Source organism: Pantoea sp. WEP, assembly GCF_041678305.1.
In the GTDB taxonomy this organism is placed as follows: domain Bacteria; phylum Pseudomonadota; class Gammaproteobacteria; order Enterobacterales; family Enterobacteriaceae; genus Pantoea; species Pantoea dispersa.
Genome location: NZ_JBGNXB010000001.1, coordinates 1,913,490 through 1,936,792, shown reverse-complemented (window position 1 = coordinate 1,936,792; position 23,303 = coordinate 1,913,490). Strand labels below are relative to the sequence as shown.

Genomic DNA, 23,303 nt, shown 5'->3' with positions numbered 1-23,303 from the left:
AGGAGGCCGGACCTGTTCCGGCCTGGCTTACAGCTTAGTTTGGGGGAATTTATGGCCTATTTCATCGATCGGCGTCTTAACGGCAAGAATAAAAGTGCGGTCAACCGGCAGCGCTTTTTGCGCCGTTATAAGTCGCAAATCAAACAGTCGATCTCCGAGGCCATCAACAAGCGTTCGGTCACCGACGTGGAGAGTGGCGAATCGGTGTCGATTCCTATCGACGACATCAACGAGCCGATTTTCCATCAGGGGCGCGGCGGCAGCCGCCATCGCGTGCATCCGGGGAACGACCACTTTGTGCAAAACGACCGCATTGAGCGGCCGCAGGGCGGCGGTGGCGGCAGCAGCGGTCAGGGCAATGCCAGCCAGGACGGAGAAGGTCAGGACGAGTTTGTGTTTCAGATTTCCAAGGATGAGTACCTCGACCTGCTGTTTGAAGATTTAGCACTGCCTAACCTGCGCAAAAATCAGCATCGCCAGCTCAATGAGTACAAAACTCACCGCGCGGGCTTCACCTCGAATGGCGTGCCGGCCAACATCAGCGTGGTACGCTCGCTGCAAAACTCGCTGGCGCGACGAACCGCCATGACCGCAGGCAAACGTCGTATGCTGCACGAACTGGAAGCCACACTGAGTGAAGTCGAAAACAGCGAGCCGGCGCAATTACTGGAAGAAGAGCGGCTGCGTAAAGAGATTGCGGAACTGCGGGCGCGCATTGAGCGTGTGCCGTTTATCGACACCTTTGACCTGCGTTACAAAAATTTCGAGAAGCGGCCTGAACCGTCCAGCCAGGCAGTAATGTTCTGCTTAATGGACGTTTCCGGCTCGATGGACCAGGCAACCAAGGATATGGCGAAACGCTTTTATATCCTGCTCTATCTGTTCCTTAGCCGGACTTACAAAAACGTCGATGTGGTGTATATCCGTCACCATACTCAGGCGAAAGAAGTCGATGAACAGGAGTTCTTCTACTCGCAGGAGACCGGCGGCACTATCGTCTCCAGCGCGCTTAAGCTGATGGACGAAGTGGTGAAAGAGCGTTATGACCCGTCGCAGTGGAATATCTATGCGGCGCAGGCCTCGGACGGCGATAACTGGGCGGATGACTCACCGTTGTGTCATGAAATTCTGGCGAAGCATATTCTGCCGGTGGTGCGCTACTACAGCTACATTGAGATTACCCGACGGGCGCACCAAACCCTGTGGCGCGAGTATGAGCATCTGCAGGCGATGTTTGATAACTTTGCCATTCAGCACATCCGCGAGCCGGAAGACATCTACCCGGTATTTCGTGAGCTTTTCCATAAACAGGTCGCTGAAGCCTGAGTTTACCAGCCGGTCACCGACCGGCTTTTTCTTTACCCCGCCCGGCTTAACCCCTCTGAAAACCCTGCTGTTTTTCTGTGCGGATTTAACCTTCTATGGGATAGCGCGCCACAGAATGAAAAAATGTGCAATTAACCGCTGACAAGCTATTGATAAGGCATTATCTTTTCACCTTGTCTGTGTGAATTGCCCGCAATTTGCTTTTTTATGCCCCGCCGCAGGAGAACGCCGTTGAATGCCAGCATGATTTACAGTTTGTTCATTATTGGTTCCGTGCTGGTCGCAGCAAGTATTCTGCTGAGTTCCTTCTCGTCGCGTCTCGGTATCCCGATTCTGGTGATCTTCCTGGCGCTGGGGATGCTGACCGGCGTGGACGGCATCGGCGGTATTGCTTTTGATAACTATCCGGTGGCCTATCTGGTGTCCAACCTGGCGCTGGCCATCATTCTGCTTGATGGCGGCATGCGCACCAAGGCCAGCTCGTTCAAGGTGGCGCTTGGTCCGGCGCTGTCGCTGGCCACCGTTGGCGTGATGATTACCGCCGGCCTCACCGGTCTGGCTGCCGCCTGGCTGTTTAAGCTCGATCTGATGCAGGGCTTCCTGATTGGCGCCATTATCGGCTCGACCGACGCCGCAGCGGTGTTTTCACTGCTGGGCGACAAAGGGCTTAACGAGCGTGTCAGTTCCACGCTGGAGATTGAATCAGGCAGTAACGATCCGATGGCGGTGTTTCTTACCATTACGCTGATCGACATGATCCAGCAGGGGCAGAGCGGCCTGAGCTGGATGTTTGTGGTGCATCTGGTGCAGCAGTTCGGCCTGGGCATTGTGCTCGGACTGGGCGGCGGTTGGGCGCTGCAGCAACTGATCAACCGCATCAGCCTGGCGCAAGGGCTCTATCCGCTGCTGGCGCTGAGCGGCGGCATCATTGTGTTTGCCCTGACCACGGTGATGGAAGGCAGCGGCATCCTGGCGGTCTATCTGTGTGGTTTCCTGCTGGGCAACAGCCCGATTCGTAACCGCCACGGCATTCTGCAAACTTTCGACGGCATGGCCTGGCTGAGCCAGATTGGTATGTTTATCGTGCTTGGCCTGCTGGTGACGCCGTCTGATCTGTGGCATATCGCGCTGCCGGCGATGATTCTCTCGCTGTGGCTGATTCTGGTGGCGCGTCCGCTGTCGATTCTGGTCGGGCTGCTGCCGTTTAAAGGCTTTACCGGACGTGAACGCATCTTTATCAGCTGGGTAGGCCTGCGCGGTGCGGTGCCGATTATCCTCGCGGTGTTCCCGATGATGGCCGGGCTGGAGAATTCAAAACTCTACTTCAATATCGCCTTCTTCGTGGTACTGGTATCTCTGATGCTGCAGGGCACGTCGCTGGGCTATGCCGCTAAACGGGCTAAGGTAGTGGTACCGCCGACCGCGTCACCCATCAGCCGCGTCGGGCTGGATATCCATCCGGAAAATCCGTGGGAGCAGTTTGTTTATCAGCTCAGCGCCGACAAATGGTGCGTCGGCGCCGCGCTGCGCGATTTACAAATGCCGCGCGAAACGCGTATTGCCGCCCTGTTCCGCGATAACGCGCTGATGCACCCCAACGGCAATACGCGTCTGAAAGAGGGTGACGTGCTGTGCGTTATTGGCCGCGAGCGCGACCTGCCGGCGCTTGGCAAAATGTTCAGCCAGACGCCGCCGGTGGCGCTGGATCAGCGCTTCTTTGGTGACTTTATCCTTGATGCCGAGGCGCGCCTGCGCGATGTCGCGCAGATCTATGGCCTCGAGCTTGATGAAGAGACTAACGATCAGCAGTCGCTCGGCCAGTTGATTATGGGTCTGCTCGGCAGCACGCCGGTGGTAGGAGATCAGGTCGAGTGGAACCAACTGACGTGGACAGTGGCGGAAAAAGAGGATAACCAAATCGTCAAAATTGGGGTGCGCGTGCGGGAAGAGAAGGAATAATCCGAGGCCGTATCGCTCGTAAACTGCGTGTCAGCGTCTATGATCACTATTCCACCCAGCAAACGGGAGAAGATGATGGGACACGTGGTGAAGATTGGTCGTTACGAGATCGTCGATGCAGTAATGGATGTGGAGAAGCTGGATACCGTCGGCATTCCCTGCCATACCAACCCCGGCCTGAGTTATCAGCTCGACGGCTGGGATCATGAAACCAGCGTACCGGCGTGGATTGATGGCGAACCGGTCGATCTGCAGATCGGCCACTATGACAAGCAGCAAGACCGCTGGGTATTGAAAAAACCGGCCTGATATTTTCCTCACCGCCATTCACTTTGACTGGCGGTCATTCCGAAAAGTAGTCTTAAAATAGTCTGTTATTTCATGGCACCTTTTACTTTTAATATTATTTTTCAACAGATTAGCTGGTCTGTACTTTAATCAAATATTGTTTTTTCAGACTCTTTCCATATTAACTCTGTCAAATAACTCCTGCATACTCTTAAACGTTGCTGCAGCTTTTCGTGACGTAAATCACGTCTCAAACGGCCCTTTCCATGCAGCGCTTATGGCAGCACTGACTCATATCTCGCTGAATATTATTTTATTTCTGCTTTCAGCGGACGACTCCTGAGCGCGTACTTGATTCTGGTCAGGCCATCTTTTACTTAAGAAAAGAGAGCAGGTTTTATGGCAAGTACATTGGTAATGAACGATGCAACCCGCTCGTGGAGCGGACTGCGCAAAAATCTCATCGCGAAAGTGGCACTCAGCTTTTCGGATTTAATTGCACTGAACCTGGCATTATTTTTATCCGCGGCCACCGTCCAGGGTATTTGGGGAGAACTGGACAGTTTTATTCCGCCGCAGCAAATTGAATACCGCTTTGTCGCACAGTTAGGTCTGTCAGTGCTGTGCACGGCCTGGTTCTGGGTGCGTATGCGCCACTACACCTACCGCAAACCGTTCTGGTTTGAGCTGAAAGAAATCGTCAAAACGCTGTTTGTATTTTCGCTGCTGGATCTGGCACTGATTGCCTTTTCCAAATGGGACTTCTCGCGCATGGTGTGGGTATTCAGCTGGACCTATGCCCTGCTGCTGCTGCCGCTGATGCGCGCTGGCGTGAAGCGTGCCATTAACCGCGCGGGCCAGTGGCAAAAAGAGACCATTATCATCGGCTCCGGTAAGAACGCCATGGAAGCCTACGCGGCGCTGCAGAGCGAGGAGATTCTGGGCTATAACGTGCAGGCGTTTATCTCGCTGGATGATGAGCCTCACCAGGAAAGTGTTAACGGCGTGCCGGTTATTACCTGGAAAGACATCAACTGGCAAACCATGGACCGTGACAACACGCAATTTATCGTCGCCACCGAATTTGAACAGCAGGTGGTGCGCGATAAATGGCTGAAGTTTTTGTCCAAGATGAAATGCCGCTCGATTTCGGTTATCCCTACGCTGCGCGGTGTGCCGCTGTATGGCACCGATATGTCGTTTATCTTCAGCCATGAAGTGATGATCCTGCGCGTCAGTAACAACCTGGCGAAACGCTCCTCGCGTTTCCTCAAGCGCACTTTCGACGTGGTGGTTGCCTCACTGCTGCTGCTGTTTCTTGCCCCGGTGTTCGGTCTGCTGTGCTGGATGGTGAAGCGCGATGGCGGGAATGCCATTTACGGCCACGAACGCGTCGGTCAGGATGGCGTGAAGTTTAAGTGCCTGAAGTTCCGTTCAATGGTGACCAACTCACAGGAAGTGCTGCAGAATCTGCTGGCCACCAGTGCCGAAGCGCGCGCTGAGTGGGATCGTGATTTCAAACTGAAGAATGATCCGCGCATCACCAAAATCGGTGGCTTCCTGCGGAAAACCAGCCTGGATGAACTGCCCCAGCTGTGGAACGTCATTCGTGGCGAAATGAGTCTGGTGGGACCGCGTCCGGTGATTGAAGCCGAGCTGGAACGCTACGCCGGCGATGTCGACTACTATCTGATGGCCAAACCGGGCATGACCGGTCTGTGGCAGGTCAGCGGGCGTAACGATATCGACTACGACACGCGCGTCTATTTTGACTCCTGGTACGTGAAGAACTGGGCGCTGTGGACTGACATCGCCATCCTGTTCAAAACCGCTGGCGTGGTGCTGCGCCGCGACGGTGCTTACTGATACCCTCGACGCGATGTCTGCGCTGTGCCGGCAGACATCGCCTTTTCGTTGTAGCCCTTTCTTTTTGGCCGCAGACTCATTACCCTTCTCGCCTGTTTAACAGGACGTTACTGGTTCGTAATGCAAAAGTTTACCCTACTCCTTTTGAGCCTGGTGCTGCTGGCACCGCTGGGCATCGATCTCTACCTCCCCACGCTGCCGCAGATTGCCGACGGTCTTAACAGCCCGGTCAGTCTGATCCAGACCACCATTCCGCTGTTTTTGCTGGTGATGGGTATCGGTCAGCTGGTTACTGGTCCGCTGGTGGATAATTTTGGCCGTAAGCCGATCGCGCTGTTCGGCCTCGCGCTCTACATCATCGGCAGCGCAGTGGCCGCAACCGCCACCGTCTGGCCGGTGTTCTTCCTGGCGCGCCTGATTCAGGGCTGCGCGGTATGCTGTAGTGCGGTGGTGGCATTTAGCGGCGTGCGCGATCGGCTGAGCGGCGATGCCGCGGCGCGCGCTTATGGTTTCCTCAATGGCGCGCTGAACATCGTGCCGGCGCTGGCACCGCTGCTCGGCGGTATTCTGGCGGAAGCCTATGGCTGGCGTGCGCCCTTCTGGTTCCTGTGCGGCTATGCGCTGGTGATTGCCATTATTGTGGTGGTCGCACTGCCGGAAACGCGTCCGGCGGACACGCTGCGCGTCAAAGGACTGCCGCTGGCGCAGTATGCTGCCATCGCCCGGCAGCCGCGCTTTCTCGCTTTCGCCTTTGCCAACGCGGGCGCGCTCGGCATGGTGCTGACCTACGTTTCGCTGGCGCCGCACGTGTTGATGACCGAAGGTGGCCTGACGCCGCTGCAATTCTCCTTTGCCTTTGGCGCCAACGGTTTCTGGATCATGCTGGTCAGCGCCTTTGTTAATAAAACCATTCGCAAGGCGGGCCGCCCGTTTTGTCTCGCCATGGGGTTTGTCACCATGCTACTCGGTGCGCTGCTGCTGGTGGCGGGGATGACGCTGTTACCTGCGGCCTGGCAAACCCACTGGTCGCTGTACATGATTCCGGTGGCGATCTCGGTAGCCGGCCTGGCCTTCACCGTCGGGCCGGCCACCAGTTATGCGCTGGAGCCGTATCAGCAGCAGGCGGGTGTGGCAGCGGCGCTGCAGGGATTTATTCAGATGGCGGGCGGTGCGGGTGGCAGCCTGGCGATGGTGGCGCTGCCGGTGGCAGAGAAATCAGCGTTAGCGCTGATGATGCTGGTGGGTGCAGCGCTGGCGCTGATCGCCTGGCGCTGCAGTAAGAACATGCGTGGTACAGTGACGGCGCTTAACTAAGCGTGACCGGGACGCGCGGCGCGAGTGCACACATCAGCTCGTAGCCTACCGTTCCGGCGGCTTTCGCCACCTCATCAATTTTCACCTCGTTGCCCCACAGCTCCACGCGCGATCCGATACCCGCCTGCGGGCAGGGTTCGAGGTCAATCATCATCATGTCCATCGAGATCGCCCCAAGCGTTTGCGTGCGGATGCCATCAACGCTGACCGGCGTACCGGTCGGCGCATGGCGCGGATAGCCGTCAGCATAGCCACAGGCTACAATACCGATACGCTGTGGCGCGGCCGCGTGGTAGCGATAACCGTAGCCAACGCCCTCGCCGGCACTGATCTGCTGTATGCCAATAATTTCACTGCTGAGCGTCATTACCGGCTGCAGACCGGTACTGGCGATATCCTGCCAGTCGCCGCTCGGTGACGCGCCATAAAGAATAATCCCGGGCCGCACCCAGTCAAAATGCGCCTGCGGATGCCACAGCGTAGTCGCTGAGTTGGCAAGCGAACGCGGACAGTTCAGCCCTTCCGCCGCCTGTTCGACGTGCTGCATCGGTTCCACCAGCCCCTGCGGGTTTTCCGCATCGGCGAAGTGCGCCATCAGCGTCATTTCCCCCACGTTGGGCAACGCACGCAGCTTGTGCCAGGCCGCCTGTGCCTGTTCCGGACGAAAACCGAGACGGTTCATGCCGCTGTTGATCTTCAGATAAACATCGACTGGCGCCGACAGCTGCGCCTTCGCCAGCGCCTGAATCTGCCAGTTACTGTGTACGCTGGTGGTCAGGCGATAGCGATCGATCAGCGTCAGGTCATCGGCGTGAAAGAAGCCTTCCAGCAGCAGAATTGGCTTTTTCCAGCCCTGCTCGCGCAGCAGGATCGCCTCTTCCATATTCAGCAGCGCGAAACCATCGGTTTCCGCCAGACTCTGCCATACGCGGGCAATGCCGTGGCCGTAGGCATTGGCCTTCACCACCGACCAGACGCGCGCGTGCGGTGCCGCCTGACGCACAATCGCCAGATTGTGGCGCAGCGCCTGTTGATTAATGGTGGCACCCGTAGGACGTGACATGTTTTTACTCTCCCTGAAGTATCAGCGCGTCGCGCTGGCATTACGCAGCGGCGATGCCGGGGCCGCAAAGCCCGGCAGATAACGCAGCACCGACAAGTCGTCGGCGGCGATGGCCGGTTTACGTCCCGAAATCAGATCGGCCAGCAACTGGCCGGAACCACAGGCCATCGTCCAGCCCAGCGTACCGTGCCCGGTGTTCAGCCAGAGATTGGTCAGCGGCGTGCGCCCGACAATTGGCGTGCCATCCGGCGTCATCGGGCGCAGTCCGGTCCAGAACGTAGCCTGTTCAACATACCCGCCTTCAGGATAGAGATCGCGGACCACCATCTCCAGCGTTTCACGTCGTGCCGGCAACAGTTTGGTGTTAAAACCAACGATTTCGGCCATGCCACCGACGCGAATGCGGTCATCGAAGCGTGTCACCGCCACTTTATAGGTTTCATCCAGGATGGTGGAGACCGGCGCGCCCTGCGGATCTTTGATCGGGATAGTCAGGGAATAGCCTTTCAGCGGATAGACCGGAATCGACACGATGTCTTTCAGCAGCGCCGTGGAGTAAGAGCCAAACGCCACGACGTAAGCATCGGCTTTGATGACCTCATCGCCGCACTTCACGCCATAGATGCGATTGCCTTCGCGCAACAGCTGATCCACTGACGTGTCGTAACGGAAAGTGACGCCGGCTGCGGCTGCCATTGCCGCCAGCCGCTGGGTAAACAGCTGGCAGTCACCGGTTTCGTCATTCGGCAGGCGCAGGCCGCCGGTCAGCTTGTGCGCGGTACCCGCCAGCGCCGGCTCTACGCTGTGCAGCTGATGCGCTTCCAGCAGCTCATAAGGCACACCCGCTTCACGCAGCACCGCGATGTCTTTGCTGGCGCTGTCAAACTGTTGCTGCGTGCGGAACAGCTGCAAAGTGCCGCCCTGGCGCCCTTCATAGGCGATACCGGTGCTGCTGCGCAATGCCTTCAGGCAGTCGCGGCTGTATTCGGCGATACGCACCATACGGCCCTTATTTTCCTGGTAGTGACGCATGTCGCAGTTGCGTAGCATGTTCCACATCCACTCCAGCTGGAATTTGCTGCCGTCGAGTCGCACTGCCAGCGGCGCATGCTTCTGAAACATCCACTTTACCGCCTTAAGCGGTACACCGGGCGCCGCCCAGGGTGCCGCATAGCCGGGCGAAATTTGCCCGGCATTGCCGGCACTGGTTTCCAGCGCCGCGCCGGGCTGGCGATCGATTACGGTGACGTCATGCCCCGCCTGCGCCAGATACCACGCACTGGCTACCCCTACGACACCACTACCCAGAATGACTACGCGCATAAGCCCCTCATCGCGAAAAGCATAATTAACTGGTATCACCATCGGGTTTAGCATAACCCGATGGCTGAACTGATATTACATTCGACCCTTTCATTTCACATGTTTTTCACTTAACTGCACACTGAAATCATGCGGTCGCGCCAAAATCAGAGTTTTTTGTGCCTTAAAAGCGTTAACCAGCGAATTATTATGCGAAAGGCAGAGCATCTCACTTTTTTCAGGAGAAAGCGCCGCAGTCATATCGCGCGCTTATAAACAGGATTTAATGCTGCAATTTATAACTCAGATAACACATCACCTTATTAGCTACCAAAGCACGCCTATTATGATGATTTTGTACCAAAAGAATTCGATTGAGTTCCCGCATCGGATAAGCGACAGTGGACTATCATTGAAGTGTTCGCTCAGTTTTTTTGGGCTGTCTTTCTCAGGATGAAGCCTTAAACGATCGTGACAGGTGACACTCTGTTGCCTGCCGCTTGCAAAACAGAGGTGCGCTATGACGACAATGTTTGACGAGCCAACCCGCAACAGCAAACGACTTAGTGACGGTCCCGACTGGACCTTTGAACTGCTTGATGTCTACCTGGCGGAGATCGACCGCGTGGCCAAAAGCTATGGGCTCGATACCTATCCGCACCAAATCGAAGTGATCACCTCTGAGCAGATGATGGATGCATACTCCAGCGTGGGGATGCCCATCAATTATGCCCACTGGTCGTTCGGCAAGAAGTTCATCGAAACCGAGCAGCGCTATAAACATGGCCAGCAGGGACTGGCGTACGAGATCGTCATTAACTCGAATCCCTGTATCGCTTATCTGATGGAAGAGAACACCATGACCATGCAGGCGCTGGTGATGGCGCACGCCTGCTATGGCCACAACTCTTTCTTCAAAAACAACTACCTGTTCCGCAGCTGGACCGATGCCAGCTCGATTGTCGATTACCTGCTGTTCGCGCGTAACTACATCTCTGATTGCGAAGAGCGTTATGGCGTGGAAGAGGTCGAGCGGCTGCTGGACTCCTGTCATGCGCTGATGAACTATGGCGTCGATCGCTATAAACGCCCGCAAAAGATTTCGCTGCAGGAAGAGAAAGCGCGGCAGAAAAGCCGGGAAGAGTATCTGCAGAGCCAGGTCAATACGCTGTGGCGCACCCTGCCACGCAAAGAGAAAGAGTTTACTCAGGTCGAGGCGGCGCGCTATCCCTCTGAGCCGCAGGAAAACCTGCTGTACTTTATGGAAAAGAACGCGCCACTGCTGGAGTCGTGGCAGCGTGAAGTGCTGCGCATTGTGCGTAAAGTCAGCCAGTATTTTTACCCGCAGAAACAGACCCAGGTGATGAATGAAGGCTGGGCGACCTTCTGGCACTACACCATCCTGAATCACCTGTACGATGAGGGCAAAGTGTCGGAACGCTTCATGATGGAGTTCCTGCACAGCCATACCAACGTGGTGTATCAGCCGCCGTATAACAGCCAGTGGTATAACGGTATCAACCCGTATGCGCTGGGCTTTGCCATGTTCCAGGACATCAAGCGCATCTGTCAGTCGCCAACCGAAGAAGATCGCTACTGGTTCCCGGACATCGCCGGCTCCGACTGGCTGAAGACGCTGCATTTCGCCATGCGCGAGTTTAAAGACGAGAGTTTCATCAGCCAGTTCCTGTCGCCGAAAGTGATGCGGGATTTCCGTCTGTTTACGGTAATGGACGACGATCGTAATAACTATCTTGAGATTGCCGCCATTCATGATGAGGCGGGATATCGCGCGATTCGTCAGCAGCTGTCGGCGCAGTACAATCTGAGCAATCTGGAGCCCAATATTCAGGTGTACAACGTTGACCTGCGCGGTGACCGTTCTCTGACGCTACGCTATGTGCCGCAGCAGCGCGCCCCGCTCGATAAGAGCCGTCGCGATGTGCTGAAGCATGTGCATCGGCTGTGGGGTTTTGATGTCAATCTGGAACAGCAGAACGAAGATGGCAGCGTGGAGCTGCTGGATCGCTGCCCGGCGCGCGGACCAGCGCTTTAAACAAAATCTCCATGCTCAGGGACGAGCATTTATCATCCTGCGTTGTAAGCCCCTAATCTCACAGATAATCCTGCACCAACTTCACAGACAGTCAGTATCCGCTGATGCGGCGGGCTATTCGCAGCGCTGAGGCTTTTACGTTGCGCCAGGAGATTCCCGCGGGGAGGCGGGAATCAGGCCGGGCCGGTCAGGAAGACCGATACCGGCCGGTCCGTCAGGCGCAACGTGAACGCCGAAGGTACCGCGTAAGCGGCGCGAGGAGCAGCCCGGCAGCAGCGGATACTGGCTGTCCGGGACAGGAACCCGTAAAACGTTTGTACGCTGTTAACGCTTACTGCTCAAATCATCCGGCATGCTTTTCTGCATACTGTGCCAGATTTCACCGCTGCGGCGGCCGTAGTTACGCACGCTGTCGACGATCTGATCCTGCGTCGGCTGTTTGCCACACAGATCCGCCAGCTGACGATAAAAGTTACGCGCCAGTTCACGCGCTTCCGGATTTGAGAAGTAATGGCGGCCAACGCGGGTGTACAGCCCTTTCAGACCGTTGAGAATCAGGCCGTAAATCGGGTTGCCGGAAGCGAAGGCCAGGCCGCGAAACACGCGGTAATCAAGCTCGGTATAGGCTTCAGCCTGATCTTCCTCGCTCAGCGCACTCTCCAGCACTTCACGCGCCTTATCCGGATGATGACGCAGCGCGCGGCTGATAAAGATAGACGCGATATTTGTGCGCACTGACAGCAGGTTATCAATTAACTGCGGCACACTGTCGTGGTCAAGACGGGCGAGCGTTTCGAGGATATTAAGACCAGACGTTTCCCAGAAATCATTGACGCGGGTGGGTTTACCATGCTGAATGGTCAGCCAGCCATCACGAGCCAGCCGCTGCAGCACTTCACGCAGAGTGGTGCGGGTCACGCCGATCAGTTCAGAAAGCTCACGTTCGGCAGGAAGAATCGATCCCGGCGGAAAACGGCTGTTCCAGATGCTTTCAATTATGTACTCTTCAGCGAATCCTGCAGGGCTCTGTGCCTTAATCACCATAGCATTTATTTCTCGTTGCTTTCTTTGTCGTAATAGCACTCATCATACCAGAGGGGTCATAGCGGAAATAGCCTGCCAGCGGATTAAAAGCGCGCGCTGGCGCAAAATTCAGCAGCTGCGCAGCGAAAAAAGCCGTGGGTTACGCTGCGCTTGCCTGGGCGCTTTTGATGCCGTGTGCTAAAAGCCACGATTTTTTGGCGTGGATCAGGGATAAGTCATTTTTATACATGATTTTTTCCGCCTGCCTGGCTGGCACGGGTACGCTTTTGGTTTACACTGCGATGCATTAACGGCTACGGGAAAAGCAATATGTTGCGATACTTGAATCAATGCTCACGCGGACGCGGTGCCTGGTTATTAATGGCCCTGACCGCCCTGGTTTTTGAACTGGTTGCGCTGTTCTTTCAGCACGTGATGGGACTGCAACCCTGCGTAATGTGTATCTATGAGCGTTGTGCGCTGTTTGGCGTCATGGGCGCCGGCCTGGTGGGTGCAATTGCGCCTAAAACGCCGCTGCGCTGGGCCGCCATCGCCATCTGGCTCTACAGCGCTTATGAAGGGGTACGCCTCTCTTATGAGCACACCATGATTCAGCTGCATCCCAACCCGTTTGTGACCTGCGATTTTGCTGCTCGCTTCCCGAGCTGGCTGCCGCTGGATAAATGGCTGCCGGCGGTATTTGTCGCCAGCGGTGACTGCGCCGAACGCGGATGGACTTTCCTGACCTGGAGCATGCCGCAGTGGATGATCGTGATTTTTGCCGCTTATCTGCTGGTGGGCATTCTGGTATTGATTGCGCAACCGTTCAAAGCGAAACGTCGCGATTTGTTTGGTCGCTGATTCCCAGTCAAAATACGTCTCAGACAAAACAGGCAGCCGCGGCTGCCTGTTGCGTTATCAGCCGTTACGATCCGGCCGGTCTATAATGTGTTCTTCCCAGTCGCGCACTTCACTCTCGCGCACCGCGATGTATCGCACCGAAATACGCTGAGCATGCATCGCCTTCTTCGACCCGGCAATCAGCGGGTGCCACGCCGGCAGCGTTTTGCCCTCCCCTAACAGCCGGTAAGCGCAGGTGCGCGGCAGCCAGTTAAAGGTGGTGAGATTCTCACGCGTCAGCTTGATGCAATCTTCTTCGTACTCGAAGCGACGCTCATAATTGCGGCACTGACAGGTCTTAATGTTGAGCTGATTGCAGGCGACGTTGGTGAAGTAAATCTCATCGGTATCCGCATCCTGCAACTTGTTCAGACAGCACTGTCCACAGCCGTCGCACAGCGATTCCCACTCTGCGTCGTTCATTTGGTCCAGGCGTTTGGTCTGCCAGAAAGGTTGGTCGGTCATGATAGCGGTCCGGGTTGAGCAACAAGACCGCACCTTATAAAGCTTCAGGTGCGGTGATGCAAGTATTACAGTACGCGGGTGCTGATACCGTGACCGGCCAGCGACACTTCCAGCTTATCGCCGGAGCGCAGCGGGCCCACGCCTTCAGGCGTGCCGGTCAGCACCACGTCACCGGCGCGCAGCGTGAAGTACTGGCTCATGTAAGCAATCAGCGGCAGAATTTTGTGGATCATATCTGCCGTAGTGCCGTGCTGACGCACCTCGCCGTTAATGACCAGCTTGAGTTCGGCATCCTGCGGATCGACGCTGAATTCAGCCGCCGGGATAAACCCGGACAGCGGACAGGAGTTATCGAAACTCTTGGCGCGCTCCCATGGCTGACCGGCTTTCTTAAACCCGGCTTGCAGATCGCGCAGCGTTAAATCCAGCGCGACGCCATAACCGGCAATCGCTTTCGCCACGTGCTCTTCACTGGCCTGCTTCAGGGTAGCGCCAATCAGCACCGCCAGCTCCACTTCATGATGCACCTCACCAAAGCTGGCCGGGATCGACAGTGGCTGCCGCAAATCGCACACCGCGGTTTCCGGTTTGATAAATACCACCGGCTCACTCGGGGTGGCGCTGCCCATCTCTTTAATATGCTTTGCATAGTTGCTGCCGACGCACACCACTTTGCTGACCGGATAATCCAACAGCGCGCCCTGCCAGTTACGATGCTGATACATGCTAATCCCCTGCTTGAGTTGTGTTAGGTGCCAGCCGCGCTGGCGAAGATGTCTCATCAGCCGCCGGAACGTGGCAGGCTGCTGAGCACTATATTAGCGGGTTTATCGCGGCGCACGTGACGGAAAGCGGCAAAAGCCGTTCCCCGGTTCATCAGGTCCGCCGCTTAAGACAACGATTATTGCCCACAATAATGGGTTAAGGTGAGCAATTAAATTAATGCCGAAGCACTGATTATATTTACAGGATATATTTTTACAGATGAATCTGAATTAAACTTTTTTACCCTGTTCAAGATGAATGTTGAGCAGACTTTCAACCGGTGGTGGGATCTGCAAATAATAACCTTGTTCGCTTAAACCCTGCTTAACTTTATTGATGTCAGCGTTGGCCAGCCTGTCGCGCTGGTCGAGCGACAGCATCATCGCCAGCTGCGGTTTGCCAAAGCCGCGCAGCAGTTCTTCCGGGACGCGCGAAAAATCGTCTTTTTTTTCTACATACAGATAAGTCTGGTCGCGTTGCGGGCTTCTATAGATCACACAAAACATATTTTTTACTCGAATTAACTAAGGGCGTCACTTGCCTGAATATAGCAGTAACTATAACATGCTTGCAGAACTTCGAATATTGACCCGCGGGTGTTAATGACGATTTTATCGGCGTTTACTTCAGGGTCGTAAAACAGGACTGAGTCAGGACAGATGTCGCAATCGCCAATCGAATTCAAGGGCAGCAGTTTTACCCTGTCAGTTGTTCATCTGCACCATTCGCAACCCGAGGTGATTCGTCAGGCGCTGCAGGACAAAATCGACCAGGCCCCGGCTTTTCTGCACAACGCGCCGGTGGTGCTGAACGTGTCAGCCCTGAACGGTGACATCAACTGGAAGCAGATGCAGCAGGCCGTCAGCGCCACCGGCTTACGCATTGTGGGCGTGAGCGGCTGTAAAGATGAAGCCCTGAAAAAGATGATTGCCCGCGCTGGCCTGCCGGTGCTGTCAGAGGGTAAAGAGAACCGCAAACGCGCTGATGCGCCGGAGCCGGAAGCGGTCGCGCCGCCGGTCAGCGAACCGGCCAGCAAAACGCGGATCATCAATACGCCAGTGCGTTCCGGTCAGCAGATTTATGCGCGCAACGCCGATTTGATCGTCACCAGCAGCGTCAGCGCCGGTGCCGAACTGGTGGCAGACGGCAACATTCATATTTACGGCATGATGCGCGGCCGCGCGCTGGCCGGTGCCAGCGGCGATCGCGACTGCCAGATTTTTTGCACCAACCTGTCAGCAGAGTTGGTCTCCATTGCCGGCGAATACTGGATCATGGACCAGATCCCGGCGGAATTCTTTGGTAAAGCCGCGCGCCTGTGCCTTAAAGAGGGCGCGCTCACCATCCAGACACTTAATTAGGCCCCTTTTCTTTCGTTAAGGAAATCAACATTTATGGCACGCATCATTGTAGTTACATCGGGTAAAGGGGGCGTTGGCAAGACCACGTCAAGCGCGGCCATCGCCACAGGGTTAGCGCAGAAAGGCAAAAAAACCGTGGTGATCGATTTCGATATCGGTCTGCGTAACCTCGACCTGATCATGGGCTGTGAACGCCGCGTGGTGTATGACTTTGTCAACGTTATCCAGGGCGATGCGACGCTGAATCAGGCGCTGATTCGCGACAAGCGCACCGAGCAGCTTTACATTCTGCCCGCCTCACAAACCCGTGATAAAGATGCTCTGACCCGCGAAGGCGTGGAAAAAGTGCTGAACGACCTGGCGGCAATGGATTTCGATTTTATCGTCTGCGACTCGCCGGCCGGTATCGAAACCGGTGCGCTGATGGCGCTGTACTTCGCGGATGAAGCAATCATTACCACCAACCCGGAAGTCTCTTCCGTGCGTGACTCAGACCGTATTCTCGGCATCATCTCGTCGAAATCACGTCGCGCTGAAAACAGCGAAGAGCCGGTAAAAGAGCACCTGTTACTGACCCGCTATAACCCGGGACGCGTAACGCGTGGCGACATGCTGAGCATGGAAGACGTGCTGGAAATCCTGCGCATTCCTCTGGTCGGCGTGATTCCGGAAGATCAGTCGGTGCTGCGCGCGTCTAACCAGGGTGAGCCCGTGATCCTCGATGCAAACTCTGACGCCGGTAAAGCTTACGCTGATACCGTAGATCGCCTGCTTGGCGAAGAACGCCCCTTCCGCTTTATCGAAGAAGAGAAGAAGGGTTTCCTGAAACGCCTGTTCGGGGGATAACCAATGGCATTACTTGATTTCTTTTTATCCCGTAAGAAGAACACAGCCAACATAGCCAAGGAAAGGCTGCAGATTATCGTGGCCGAACGCAGAAGGGGCGACAGTGAGCCCCACTATCTGCCGCAGCTGAAGCGCGATATCCTGGAAGTGATCTGTAAATACGTGAAAATTGACCCGGACATGGTCACGGTGCAGCTGGATCAGAAAGGGGATGACATCTCTATCCTCGAGCTCAACGTGACGCTGCCGGAGACGGAAGACGTTCCTAAATGATTGTAGCGGGTTCCTGATTTTCCCCTGCGTGGTTGCGCAGGGGAAAACGTTCCGCTTACAGCGTGTGTAAAATCTCGTCGATCCCGGCTTTCAACACCTCACCCCGCCAGCCTGCCAGCAGTTCCGGCGGACGCGTGGCGCTTTTCAGCCCCCAGTGCACGCTCAGCACCTGGTTAATCTGGCGCCGTGATGCTAACAGCTCCTGACTGTAACCGGTCTGCTCACTCACCTGCTGTACCAGCGCTTTAATCGCTTTAAACGCCTGCTTGTAGTGCGCGTGGTCAATCAGATTAGGCAACGGCGGCGGTAATGCGGCCTCATCCAGCGCCTGCGCCTCTGCCACCATCGCCACCAGCGCCTTACCGTGGAAGCGGATTTCGTGACCGTTCAGGCCGAGATGATCCAGCTCGCCAAGGCTGCCGGGCATAAAGCGCGCGACTTTCCACAGGTTCTCTTCGCGCACCACAAAATTCACCGCCATGTCTTTCTGCCGGGCGAGGTTGAGACGCCACGCGGCCAGACGCTGCAGCACCGCCAGCTGGCGCGGACCCAGCTGCCACGCATTGGTGATATCGCGCCACGCCTCTTCCGGCTGCAGCACGTCAAGACGGCGCTGACACAGCGTAGCGCACTCACTCAGCGCCGCCGCCATGTTGCCTGCCGCTTCGGTTTGCGCCACCAGCTGATGGGCGATCGGCAGCAGATAAGCCACATCGGCCGCAGCGTACTGGCACTGCCGCTCGGTAAGCGGACGCGCCAGCCAGTCGGTGCGCGCTTCGCTCTTATCCAGCTCAATCTGGTTGAAATGATTGACCATCGCGGCAAAGCCCCACGACAGCGGCTGCCCGGCGAAAGCGGCCAGAATCTGCGTATCGATCATCGGCTCCGGCAGGCAGCCGAAACGATGCAGGAAGACTTCGAGGTCTTCCCCGCCAGCGTGCAGGAACTTGGTCAGCTGACGATCCTGCAGCAGCGCAACAAACGGCGCCCAGTCGCTGATGGTTAACGGATCGATCAGAACCAGTTGCTCGCCATCGAAGAGCTGGATCAGGCCAAGCTGCGGATAGTACGTGCGGGTGCGCACGAATTCGGTATCCAGCGCCACGGCGTGATGCTGACGGGCCTGCTGGCATACCGCGGCCAGCTGGTCATTGTGGTCGATCAGGGTGTAATTCACGTTGTCTTTCTCGCTGCGACAAACCTCGCACAGCGCTCCATGTTAAAAGCAATAAAAACGCCGGACGGTGCCGGCGTTGACCTGAGCATTCAGCGGAAGCCAGTACTACGCTTCGCGCTTCGCCTCGTCGCGCAATTCGCGACGTAAAATTTTACCGACGTTGGTCTTCGGCAGCTCATCACGAAACTCGATAATCTTCGGCACTTTATAGCCGGTGAGCTGACGGCGACAATGATCCAGCACTTCCTCTTTCGTCAGCGACGGATCTTTTTTCACGATGCACACTTTCACCGCTTCGCCGGAGAGATCGCTCGGCACGCCAATCGCCGCCGCTTCGCGCACCTTGGCGTGCTGCATCAGCACATCTTCGATTTCGTTAGGATACACGTTAAAGCCGGACACCAGAATCATGTCTTTTTTACGATCGACGATGCGGATAAACCCTTCCGTGTCCACGGTAACAATATCACCGGTGTGCAGCCAGCCATTTTTCAGCACTTCCTCGCTGGCATCCGGCCGCTGCCAGTAGCCAATCATGACCTGCGGCCCGCGGATGCACAGTTCACCCGGTTCACCCGGCGGTACGTCGCGATCTTCATCATCGACAATACGCACGTCGGTGGACGGAACCGGCAAACCGATGCTGCCGGTGTGGCAGGTAATATCATACGGATTAACCGACACCAGCGGTGAGCATTCGGTGAGTCCGTAGCCCTCCAGCAGATAGTGCCCGGTGAGTTTCTCCCAGCGCTCGGCCACCGCTTTCTGCACCGCCATGCCGCCACCGGCAGACAGACGCAGCGTGGAGAAGTCCAGCTGGTTAAAATTGGCATCGTTCAGCAGGGCGTTGAACAACGTATTAACACCGGTGATGGCGGTAAAGGGAAATTTACTCAGCTCTTTAACGAAACCGGGAATATCACGCGGGTTGGTAATCAGCAGGTTGGTGCCGCCCAGGTCGAGGAACAGCAGACAGTTCACCGTCAGGGCAAAGATGTGATAAAGCGGCAGCGCGGTTACCACCTGCTCCTGTCCGGCGCGCAGCAGTTTACCGTAGGTGGCTTTGGTCTGCTCCAGATTAGCCTGCATGTTGCCGTGGGTCAGCATGGCGCCTTTCGCCACGCCGGTAGTGCCACCGGTGTACTGCAGAAATGCCAGATCCTGATTATTGATCACAGGACGATGATAGCTCATCTGCTCGCCCTGCTGCAGCGCATGACGAAACGGTACCGCCCCTGGCAGATGGTATTTCGGTACCAGCTTTTTCACATATTTAACGACGAAGTTCACCAGCGTGGCTTTCACCGGCGCCAGCTGATCGCCCATGCGCGTCAGCATCACGTGCTTAACCGGGGTTTCCGCGACCACTTTTTCCAGCGTATGGGCGAAGTTGGAGACAATGACAATCGCACTGGCACCGCTGTCATTAAGCTGGTGCTTCAGCTCGCGCGGCGTGTACAACGGGTTAACATTCACCACCACCATACCGGCACGCAGGACGCCAAACAGCGCCACCGGATACTGCAGCAGATTTGGCATCATCAGCGCGACGCGATCGCCCTGCTGCAAGCCTAATCCCTGTTGCAGCCAGGCCGCAAAAGCACGGCTCTGCTGCTCCAGCTGGCGGTAAGTCATTGGCTGGCCCATGTTAATGAAAGCCACCTGATCGGCATAACGTTGCGCTGCGTGTTCGAAAAGATCGACCAAAGAGGGATAACGGTCTGCGTTAATTTCCGCTGGTACATCTGGCGGATAGCGTTTCAGCCAAACCTTGTTCAAAGATTCACCCCGATATTCTTGTTGCGTAGCCATCGCCGCCTCTGCAATCAGTGTTGTTAACAATATTTTAACTGATTGTACCAGTTTGCCTGTTCCGGCATTTTCAGGTTGCGAGGCGCATCACTAAATTTCGCGCATCGGTTGCGCGCCCAATAAAAAGGCCCGTTCGCGAGCACCGCGACCGGGCCGTAAAAAAACCTGTTTAGCGCTATTCGGTAAGAATGGTCTCAACCTGCGCCGGACCGCCGGTGTTCATGCCCCAGTAGGGGTTAGGCCCCCAATAGCCGGGATGGCGACGCGTCGGCCCGTACCAAATCCACGGATCGATCGGCTGCGGCGGCGTCATCACCTGCTGAGTCAGATGCCAGCGCTGATAACCGCGCACATCAATCACCACAAAGTTGTAACTGGCTTTGCCAATTTCCCCTTTCTCGGTGCCTTTGATGTTGCCCAACACCGTGACGTACTGATTATTGACGTCGATCGGATCAACAAAACCATGAATGTCAGCGTAAATGCGGCCAATGGAGGCAGCACCGAGGCGCGGTCGCGCGCTGTCATCCAGCGGCTGAGTAGCAATTTCCAGCCGGGTCAGGCCGTTGAGGTTAGTTACCTTCACGACTTTGCCGCCGAAGCGCGACTCCTGGCCGACATACAGCTGCGGCGCATTCATCACGCGTAATAAATCCTGCTGTGGAAGCTGAGAACTCCCTTTAATGGCATCCGGCACTGACACGCAGCCGCTGAGCAACAGCGCACAGGCTAACAGAGCGCCAGACATCCCTTTACGACTAATTGGCATAGCACTTCTCCTGTTATTTCTCCGTTAGACTGAAGGCACAAAAATAAGTTGCGTAGGCGCCTAGCGCCCCGGCAATTTTTTCCATGCCACTTCATTGCGCAGATAAACCGGCTCAGCATTTTCCACCGCCACGCTGTCGCCGCGCTGCCAGGCGCTGAGCGCCAGCGGCAGCATATCTTCTGCGGCAGGCAGCGTGACCGTGGTGGTCAGCAGTTGTGCCCCGGTCGTGCCAGCCAGAAGCTGCGGATATGCCTGCCAGCCGGTGCCGACAGTGGCCCACTCGCCGCTCAGCTGCGCGATGCGCGCCTGTGCCGCTTCCGGCTTGAGGACGGCTTCGCTCTCAGCGCCCTGCCACTCGCCCTGCTCATCACGCTGATACTCTGCCCAGTAGACTTCACCCATGCGCGCATCAATCGCCGCCAGCACGCGCGTTGCCCCGGTCAAACGCCAGGCACCCTGCGCCATGGTGGCCAGCGAGGATACGCCAATCATCGGCAGATTTGCGCCCAGCGCCAGGCCCTGCGCGATGCCAATGCCGATGCGCACGCCGGTAAAACTGCCGGGCCCGCGGCCAAACGCCAGCGCGTCCAGCGCGCTCAGCGCCAGCGACTGCGCCTGCAACAATTCCTGCACCAGCGGCAGAATACGTTGAGTATGATCGCGGGGCGCGATTTCGAAGCGGGCATCGATCTGCTGCTGATTCAGCAGCGCGGCAGAACAGGCTTCTGTCGCGGTGTCCAGGGCTAAAATTCGGGCGGACATAACAACCTCAGAGAATCAAAATGGCGCGCATCTTACCACAGCCTGGCAGAAATTAGTGCTTCTCTGGCGGACGCACAAAGTCAATCGCACGCTGTAAATCGCGGGTGCGCGGTGTCGGCGGCAGGCTATTAAGGAACAGACCGCCATACGGACGCGACACCAGCCGCTGGTCACAAATCACCAGCACACCGCGATCGTCGGTATCGCGAATCAGACGGCCCACGCCCTGCTTGAGGGTGATCACCGCGTCCGGCAGCTGCACATCGTTGAACGGATCACCGCCGCGCAGACGGCAATCCTCCATGCGCGCCTTCAGCAGCGGATCTTCCGGCGAGGTAAACGGCAGCTTGTCGATGATCACCAGCGACAGCGCATCACCGCGCACGTCAACGCCTTCCCAGAAGCTGCTGGTGGCCACCAGCAGTGCATTGCCGGCGTCAAGAAACTGTTTGAGCAGCTGGCCTTTGCTGGTTTCGCCCTGCAACAGCACCGGCAGGGTCATGGAGGCGCGGAACTCCGCCGCCAGCTCGCGCATCATTTTGTGCGAGGTGCACAGGAAGAAACAGCGTCCTTTGTTGGCTTCAATCAGCGGTTTCATCATGCGTGCCAGCTGACGCGCACCGCCAGGATAGTTGGGTTCCGGCATGTTGCGCGGCACGCACAGCAAGGCCTGCTGCGCATAATCAAACGGACTTTCGAGGATCAGGGTGCGGGCATTATCCACACCGAGCCGGCTGGCGAAGTGGCTCATCTGTTCGTTGACCGCCAGCGTCGCCGAGGTAAACACCCACGCCGCTTTGCGTCCGTCCATCACTTCGCGGAAGCGCTCCGCGACCGACAGCGGCGTCAGCGCCAGCGTAAAGTGCCGGCTGCTGCATTCGTACCAGTAGCTGAAGCCCGGTTCATCAATCGCGCGTAAACGCTTGAGCCGGGTGCGATACAGCGCGGCACGCTCGAAGGCAGCGTCCAGCAGCGCGGAACGGCCCAGCGACAGCTTAATCACGTCGTAACACAGCTCGAGCGCATCATCCAGCAGCGTAAACATGCGCATGATGTTGTTGTCGCTCAGCAGATCGCGCAAATTGCCGCGAAAACCGGGCTCGCCCAGCGTCAGCCGAAAATCCTGTGCGCACTGCGCCAGCCGGTCGGCGGATTTCTGCAGCTGCTGCACATCGCGCACCTCGGTGCGGTAGGCAAGGATAATGTCTTTGGCGAGATCCTGCAGTTGCCGGCTCGACAGCTGCTGGCCAAAATACTGGCTGGCAATATCCGGCAGCTGGTGCGCTTCGTCGAAGATCATCACGTCAGCTTCCGGGATCAGCTCGCCAAATCCCCCCTCTTTGACCACCAGGTCGGCGAGAAACAGGTGATGGTTCACCACCACCACATCCGCATCCATCGCTTTTTTGCGCGCCTTCACCACGAAGCAATCTTTATACAGCGGGCAATCGCTGCCGAGGCAGTTATCGTTGGTGCTGGTGACGTAAGGCCAGATCGGACTGTCTTCCGCGACGCCGGCGCAGCTGCTGACGTCGCCATCAACGGTCTCCGAAGACCAGCTGCGCACGTTAATCAGATCGCCGAGCGCCTGCACGCTGAGATCGCCGCCAGTCTGATTTTGCTGCTCCAGCCGTTCCAGGCACAGATAGTTGGAGCGCCCTTTCAGCAGCGCGGTTTTGCCGCTGAACGCCAGGGCGCGGGCAATGGTCGGCAGATCGCGGTTGTAGAGCTGATCCTGCAACGCTTTGGAACCGGTCGATACAATGACTTTTTTCTTCGCCCGCAACGCCGGTGCCAGATACGCATAAGTTTTACCGGTGCCGGTGCCGGCCTCGACCACCAGCTCGCCTGCCTGCTGCACCGCTTCGCTCACTGCCTGCGCCATTTCGCGCTGTGCCGCGCGCGGCTTAAAGCCGGGAATCGCCTGCGCTAACGCGCCATCCGCTGCAAAATCGTCTGCCACACATCCTCACCGA

At 56.8% G+C, this 23,303-nt stretch carries 21 protein-coding genes; 10 read left to right on the top strand and 11 right to left on the bottom strand.

What is annotated here, in order from left to right:
* The first annotated feature begins 51 nt into the window (after positions 1-51).
* The 5 genes from ABVR31_RS08885 (at position 52) to ABVR31_RS08865 (ending at position 6,753) form a co-directional block, all read left to right on the top strand.
* Positions 52-1,326 carry a YeaH/YhbH family protein gene (locus ABVR31_RS08885; protein ID WP_372772470.1) on the top strand — a complete coding sequence of 425 codons (1,275 nt, stop codon included), beginning with the start codon at positions 52-54 and terminating at the stop codon, positions 1,324-1,326.
* A 231-nt stretch (positions 1,327-1,557) separates the two neighbouring features.
* A complete protein-coding gene (locus ABVR31_RS08880; RefSeq protein WP_021510055.1) occupies positions 1,558-3,285 on the top strand; it encodes a potassium/proton antiporter in 1,728 nt (575 codons plus the stop codon).
* A 75-nt stretch (positions 3,286-3,360) separates the two neighbouring features.
* Complete coding sequence (locus ABVR31_RS08875; protein WP_021510054.1) at positions 3,361-3,594, top strand: DUF1480 family protein; 234 nt, start codon at positions 3,361-3,363, stop codon at positions 3,592-3,594.
* A 378-nt stretch (positions 3,595-3,972) separates the two neighbouring features.
* Positions 3,973-5,439: an undecaprenyl-phosphate galactose phosphotransferase WbaP gene (wbaP, locus tag ABVR31_RS08870; protein ID WP_058757724.1), complete on the top strand. Its 1,467-nt coding sequence runs from the start codon at positions 3,973-3,975 to the stop codon at positions 5,437-5,439.
* A 120-nt stretch (positions 5,440-5,559) separates the two neighbouring features.
* Positions 5,560-6,753 carry a multidrug effflux MFS transporter gene (locus tag ABVR31_RS08865; RefSeq protein ID WP_372772467.1) on the top strand — a complete coding sequence of 398 codons (1,194 nt, stop codon included), beginning with the start codon at positions 5,560-5,562 and terminating at the stop codon, positions 6,751-6,753.
* Here ABVR31_RS08865 and dadX read toward each other — a convergent pair.
* Positions 6,746-7,816, bottom strand: a complete 1,071-nt coding sequence (gene dadX, locus ABVR31_RS08860; RefSeq protein WP_372772465.1) for a catabolic alanine racemase DadX — start codon at positions 7,814-7,816, stop codon at positions 6,746-6,748. The genes ABVR31_RS08865 and dadX overlap by 8 nt on opposite strands.
* A 21-nt stretch (positions 7,817-7,837) precedes the next feature.
* A complete protein-coding gene (locus tag ABVR31_RS08855) occupies positions 7,838-9,139 on the bottom strand; it encodes a D-amino acid dehydrogenase (protein WP_058771249.1) in 1,302 nt (433 codons plus the stop codon).
* A gap of 499 nt (positions 9,140-9,638) precedes the next feature.
* On the opposite strand from ABVR31_RS08855, the gene ABVR31_RS08850 reads away from it, so the two are divergent.
* Positions 9,639-11,174 carry a SpoVR family protein gene (locus ABVR31_RS08850; RefSeq protein ID WP_031280208.1) on the top strand — a complete coding sequence of 512 codons (1,536 nt, stop codon included), beginning with the start codon at positions 9,639-9,641 and terminating at the stop codon, positions 11,172-11,174.
* A gap of 324 nt (positions 11,175-11,498) precedes the next feature.
* Here the strand turns inward: ABVR31_RS08850 and fadR are convergent, their stop codons facing one another.
* Entirely contained in the window at positions 11,499-12,218 is a 720-nt protein-coding gene (fadR, locus tag ABVR31_RS08845) for a fatty acid metabolism transcriptional regulator FadR (RefSeq protein WP_058757728.1), read from the bottom strand.
* 309 nt (positions 12,219-12,527) lie between these two features.
* On the opposite strand from fadR, the gene dsbB reads away from it, so the two are divergent.
* Positions 12,528-13,058: a disulfide bond formation protein DsbB gene (gene dsbB, locus ABVR31_RS08840; protein WP_040679952.1), complete on the top strand. Its 531-nt coding sequence runs from the start codon at positions 12,528-12,530 to the stop codon at positions 13,056-13,058.
* 57 nt (positions 13,059-13,115) lie between these two features.
* On the opposite strand, the gene ABVR31_RS08835 is transcribed toward dsbB, so the two are convergent.
* From ABVR31_RS08835 to ABVR31_RS08825, 3 genes are all read right to left on the bottom strand, one after another.
* Positions 13,116-13,562, bottom strand: a complete 447-nt coding sequence (locus tag ABVR31_RS08835) for a YcgN family cysteine cluster protein (protein WP_021510046.1) — start codon at positions 13,560-13,562, stop codon at positions 13,116-13,118.
* Between the two features lie 65 nt (positions 13,563-13,627).
* A complete protein-coding gene (locus ABVR31_RS08830) occupies positions 13,628-14,287 on the bottom strand; it encodes a fumarylacetoacetate hydrolase family protein (RefSeq protein ID WP_021510045.1) in 660 nt (219 codons plus the stop codon).
* Positions 14,288-14,557: 270 nt separating this feature from the next.
* The gene (locus ABVR31_RS08825; protein ID WP_141495373.1) at positions 14,558-14,833 is read right to left on the bottom strand and encodes a YcgL domain-containing protein; all 276 of its coding nucleotides are present in this window, start codon (positions 14,831-14,833) and stop codon (positions 14,558-14,560) included.
* Positions 14,834-14,986: 153 nt separating this feature from the next.
* On the opposite strand from ABVR31_RS08825, the gene minC reads away from it, so the two are divergent.
* The 3 genes from minC to minE are packed head-to-tail and all read left to right on the top strand — an operon-like array spanning position 14,987 to position 16,807.
* Positions 14,987-15,688, top strand: a complete 702-nt coding sequence (gene minC, locus ABVR31_RS08820; protein ID WP_260640118.1) for a septum site-determining protein MinC — start codon at positions 14,987-14,989, stop codon at positions 15,686-15,688.
* 33 nt (positions 15,689-15,721) lie between these two features.
* Positions 15,722-16,534, top strand: coding sequence for a septum site-determining protein MinD (gene minD, locus ABVR31_RS08815; RefSeq protein ID WP_021510042.1), 813 nt, complete (start codon positions 15,722-15,724; stop codon positions 16,532-16,534).
* A 3-nt stretch (positions 16,535-16,537) separates the two neighbouring features.
* Entirely contained in the window at positions 16,538-16,807 is a 270-nt protein-coding gene (minE, locus tag ABVR31_RS08810; RefSeq protein ID WP_010616394.1) for a cell division topological specificity factor MinE, read from the top strand.
* A 55-nt stretch (positions 16,808-16,862) separates the two neighbouring features.
* Here minE and rnd read toward each other — a convergent pair whose 3' ends face one another.
* The 5 genes from rnd to ABVR31_RS08785 form a co-directional block, all read right to left on the bottom strand.
* On the bottom strand, positions 16,863-17,984 hold the full coding sequence (gene rnd / locus ABVR31_RS08805; RefSeq protein WP_372772459.1) for a ribonuclease D: 1,122 nt from the start codon (positions 17,982-17,984) through the stop codon (positions 16,863-16,865).
* Between the two features lie 105 nt (positions 17,985-18,089).
* The gene (fadD, locus tag ABVR31_RS08800; RefSeq protein WP_222951963.1) at positions 18,090-19,763 is read right to left on the bottom strand and encodes a long-chain-fatty-acid--CoA ligase FadD; all 1,674 of its coding nucleotides are present in this window, start codon (positions 19,761-19,763) and stop codon (positions 18,090-18,092) included.
* 208 nt (positions 19,764-19,971) lie between these two features.
* Complete coding sequence (locus ABVR31_RS08795) at positions 19,972-20,565, bottom strand: Slp family lipoprotein (RefSeq protein ID WP_010616392.1); 594 nt, start codon at positions 20,563-20,565, stop codon at positions 19,972-19,974.
* Between the two features lie 60 nt (positions 20,566-20,625).
* Positions 20,626-21,327 (bottom strand): tRNA (adenosine(37)-N6)-threonylcarbamoyltransferase complex dimerization subunit type 1 TsaB, encoded by a 702-nt coding sequence (gene tsaB, locus ABVR31_RS08790; RefSeq protein ID WP_058781824.1) that lies wholly within the window; start codon positions 21,325-21,327, stop codon positions 20,626-20,628.
* 52 nt (positions 21,328-21,379) lie between these two features.
* Positions 21,380-23,290, bottom strand: coding sequence for an ATP-dependent DNA helicase (locus ABVR31_RS08785; RefSeq protein WP_141495370.1), 1,911 nt, complete (start codon positions 23,288-23,290; stop codon positions 21,380-21,382).
* Between the last annotated feature and the right edge of the window lie 13 nt (positions 23,291-23,303).

What these genes read in the sequence shown, in the direction of transcription:
- ABVR31_RS08885 (WP_372772470.1), top strand. Translation starts at nt 52, where the DNA reads ATGGCCTATTTCATCGATCGGCGTCTTAACGGCAAGAATAAAAGTGCG.
- ABVR31_RS08875 (WP_021510054.1), top strand. Translation starts at nt 3,361, where the DNA reads ATGGGACACGTGGTGAAGATTGGTCGTTACGAGATCGTCGATGCAGTA.
- wbaP (WP_058757724.1), top strand. Translation starts at nt 3,973, where the DNA reads ATGGCAAGTACATTGGTAATGAACGATGCAACCCGCTCGTGGAGCGGA.
- ABVR31_RS08865 (WP_372772467.1), top strand. Translation starts at nt 5,560, where the DNA reads ATGCAAAAGTTTACCCTACTCCTTTTGAGCCTGGTGCTGCTGGCACCG.
- dadX (WP_372772465.1), bottom strand. Translation starts at nt 7,816, where the DNA reads ATGTCACGTCCTACGGGTGCCACCATTAATCAACAGGCGCTGCGCCAC.
- ABVR31_RS08855 (WP_058771249.1), bottom strand. Translation starts at nt 9,139, where the DNA reads ATGCGCGTAGTCATTCTGGGTAGTGGTGTCGTAGGGGTAGCCAGTGCG.
- ABVR31_RS08850 (WP_031280208.1), top strand. Translation starts at nt 9,639, where the DNA reads ATGACGACAATGTTTGACGAGCCAACCCGCAACAGCAAACGACTTAGT.
- fadR (WP_058757728.1), bottom strand. Translation starts at nt 12,218, where the DNA reads ATGGTGATTAAGGCACAGAGCCCTGCAGGATTCGCTGAAGAGTACATA.
- dsbB (WP_040679952.1), top strand. Translation starts at nt 12,528, where the DNA reads ATGTTGCGATACTTGAATCAATGCTCACGCGGACGCGGTGCCTGGTTA.
- ABVR31_RS08835 (WP_021510046.1), bottom strand. Translation starts at nt 13,562, where the DNA reads ATGACCGACCAACCTTTCTGGCAGACCAAACGCCTGGACCAAATGAAC.
- ABVR31_RS08830 (WP_021510045.1), bottom strand. Translation starts at nt 14,287, where the DNA reads ATGTATCAGCATCGTAACTGGCAGGGCGCGCTGTTGGATTATCCGGTC.
- ABVR31_RS08825 (WP_141495373.1), bottom strand. Translation starts at nt 14,833, where the DNA reads ATGTTTTGTGTGATCTATAGAAGCCCGCAACGCGACCAGACTTATCTG.
- minC (WP_260640118.1), top strand. Translation starts at nt 14,987, where the DNA reads ATGTCGCAATCGCCAATCGAATTCAAGGGCAGCAGTTTTACCCTGTCA.
- minD (WP_021510042.1), top strand. Translation starts at nt 15,722, where the DNA reads ATGGCACGCATCATTGTAGTTACATCGGGTAAAGGGGGCGTTGGCAAG.
- minE (WP_010616394.1), top strand. Translation starts at nt 16,538, where the DNA reads ATGGCATTACTTGATTTCTTTTTATCCCGTAAGAAGAACACAGCCAAC.
- ABVR31_RS08795 (WP_010616392.1), bottom strand. Translation starts at nt 20,565, where the DNA reads ATGCCAATTAGTCGTAAAGGGATGTCTGGCGCTCTGTTAGCCTGTGCG.
- tsaB (WP_058781824.1), bottom strand. Translation starts at nt 21,327, where the DNA reads ATGTCCGCCCGAATTTTAGCCCTGGACACCGCGACAGAAGCCTGTTCT.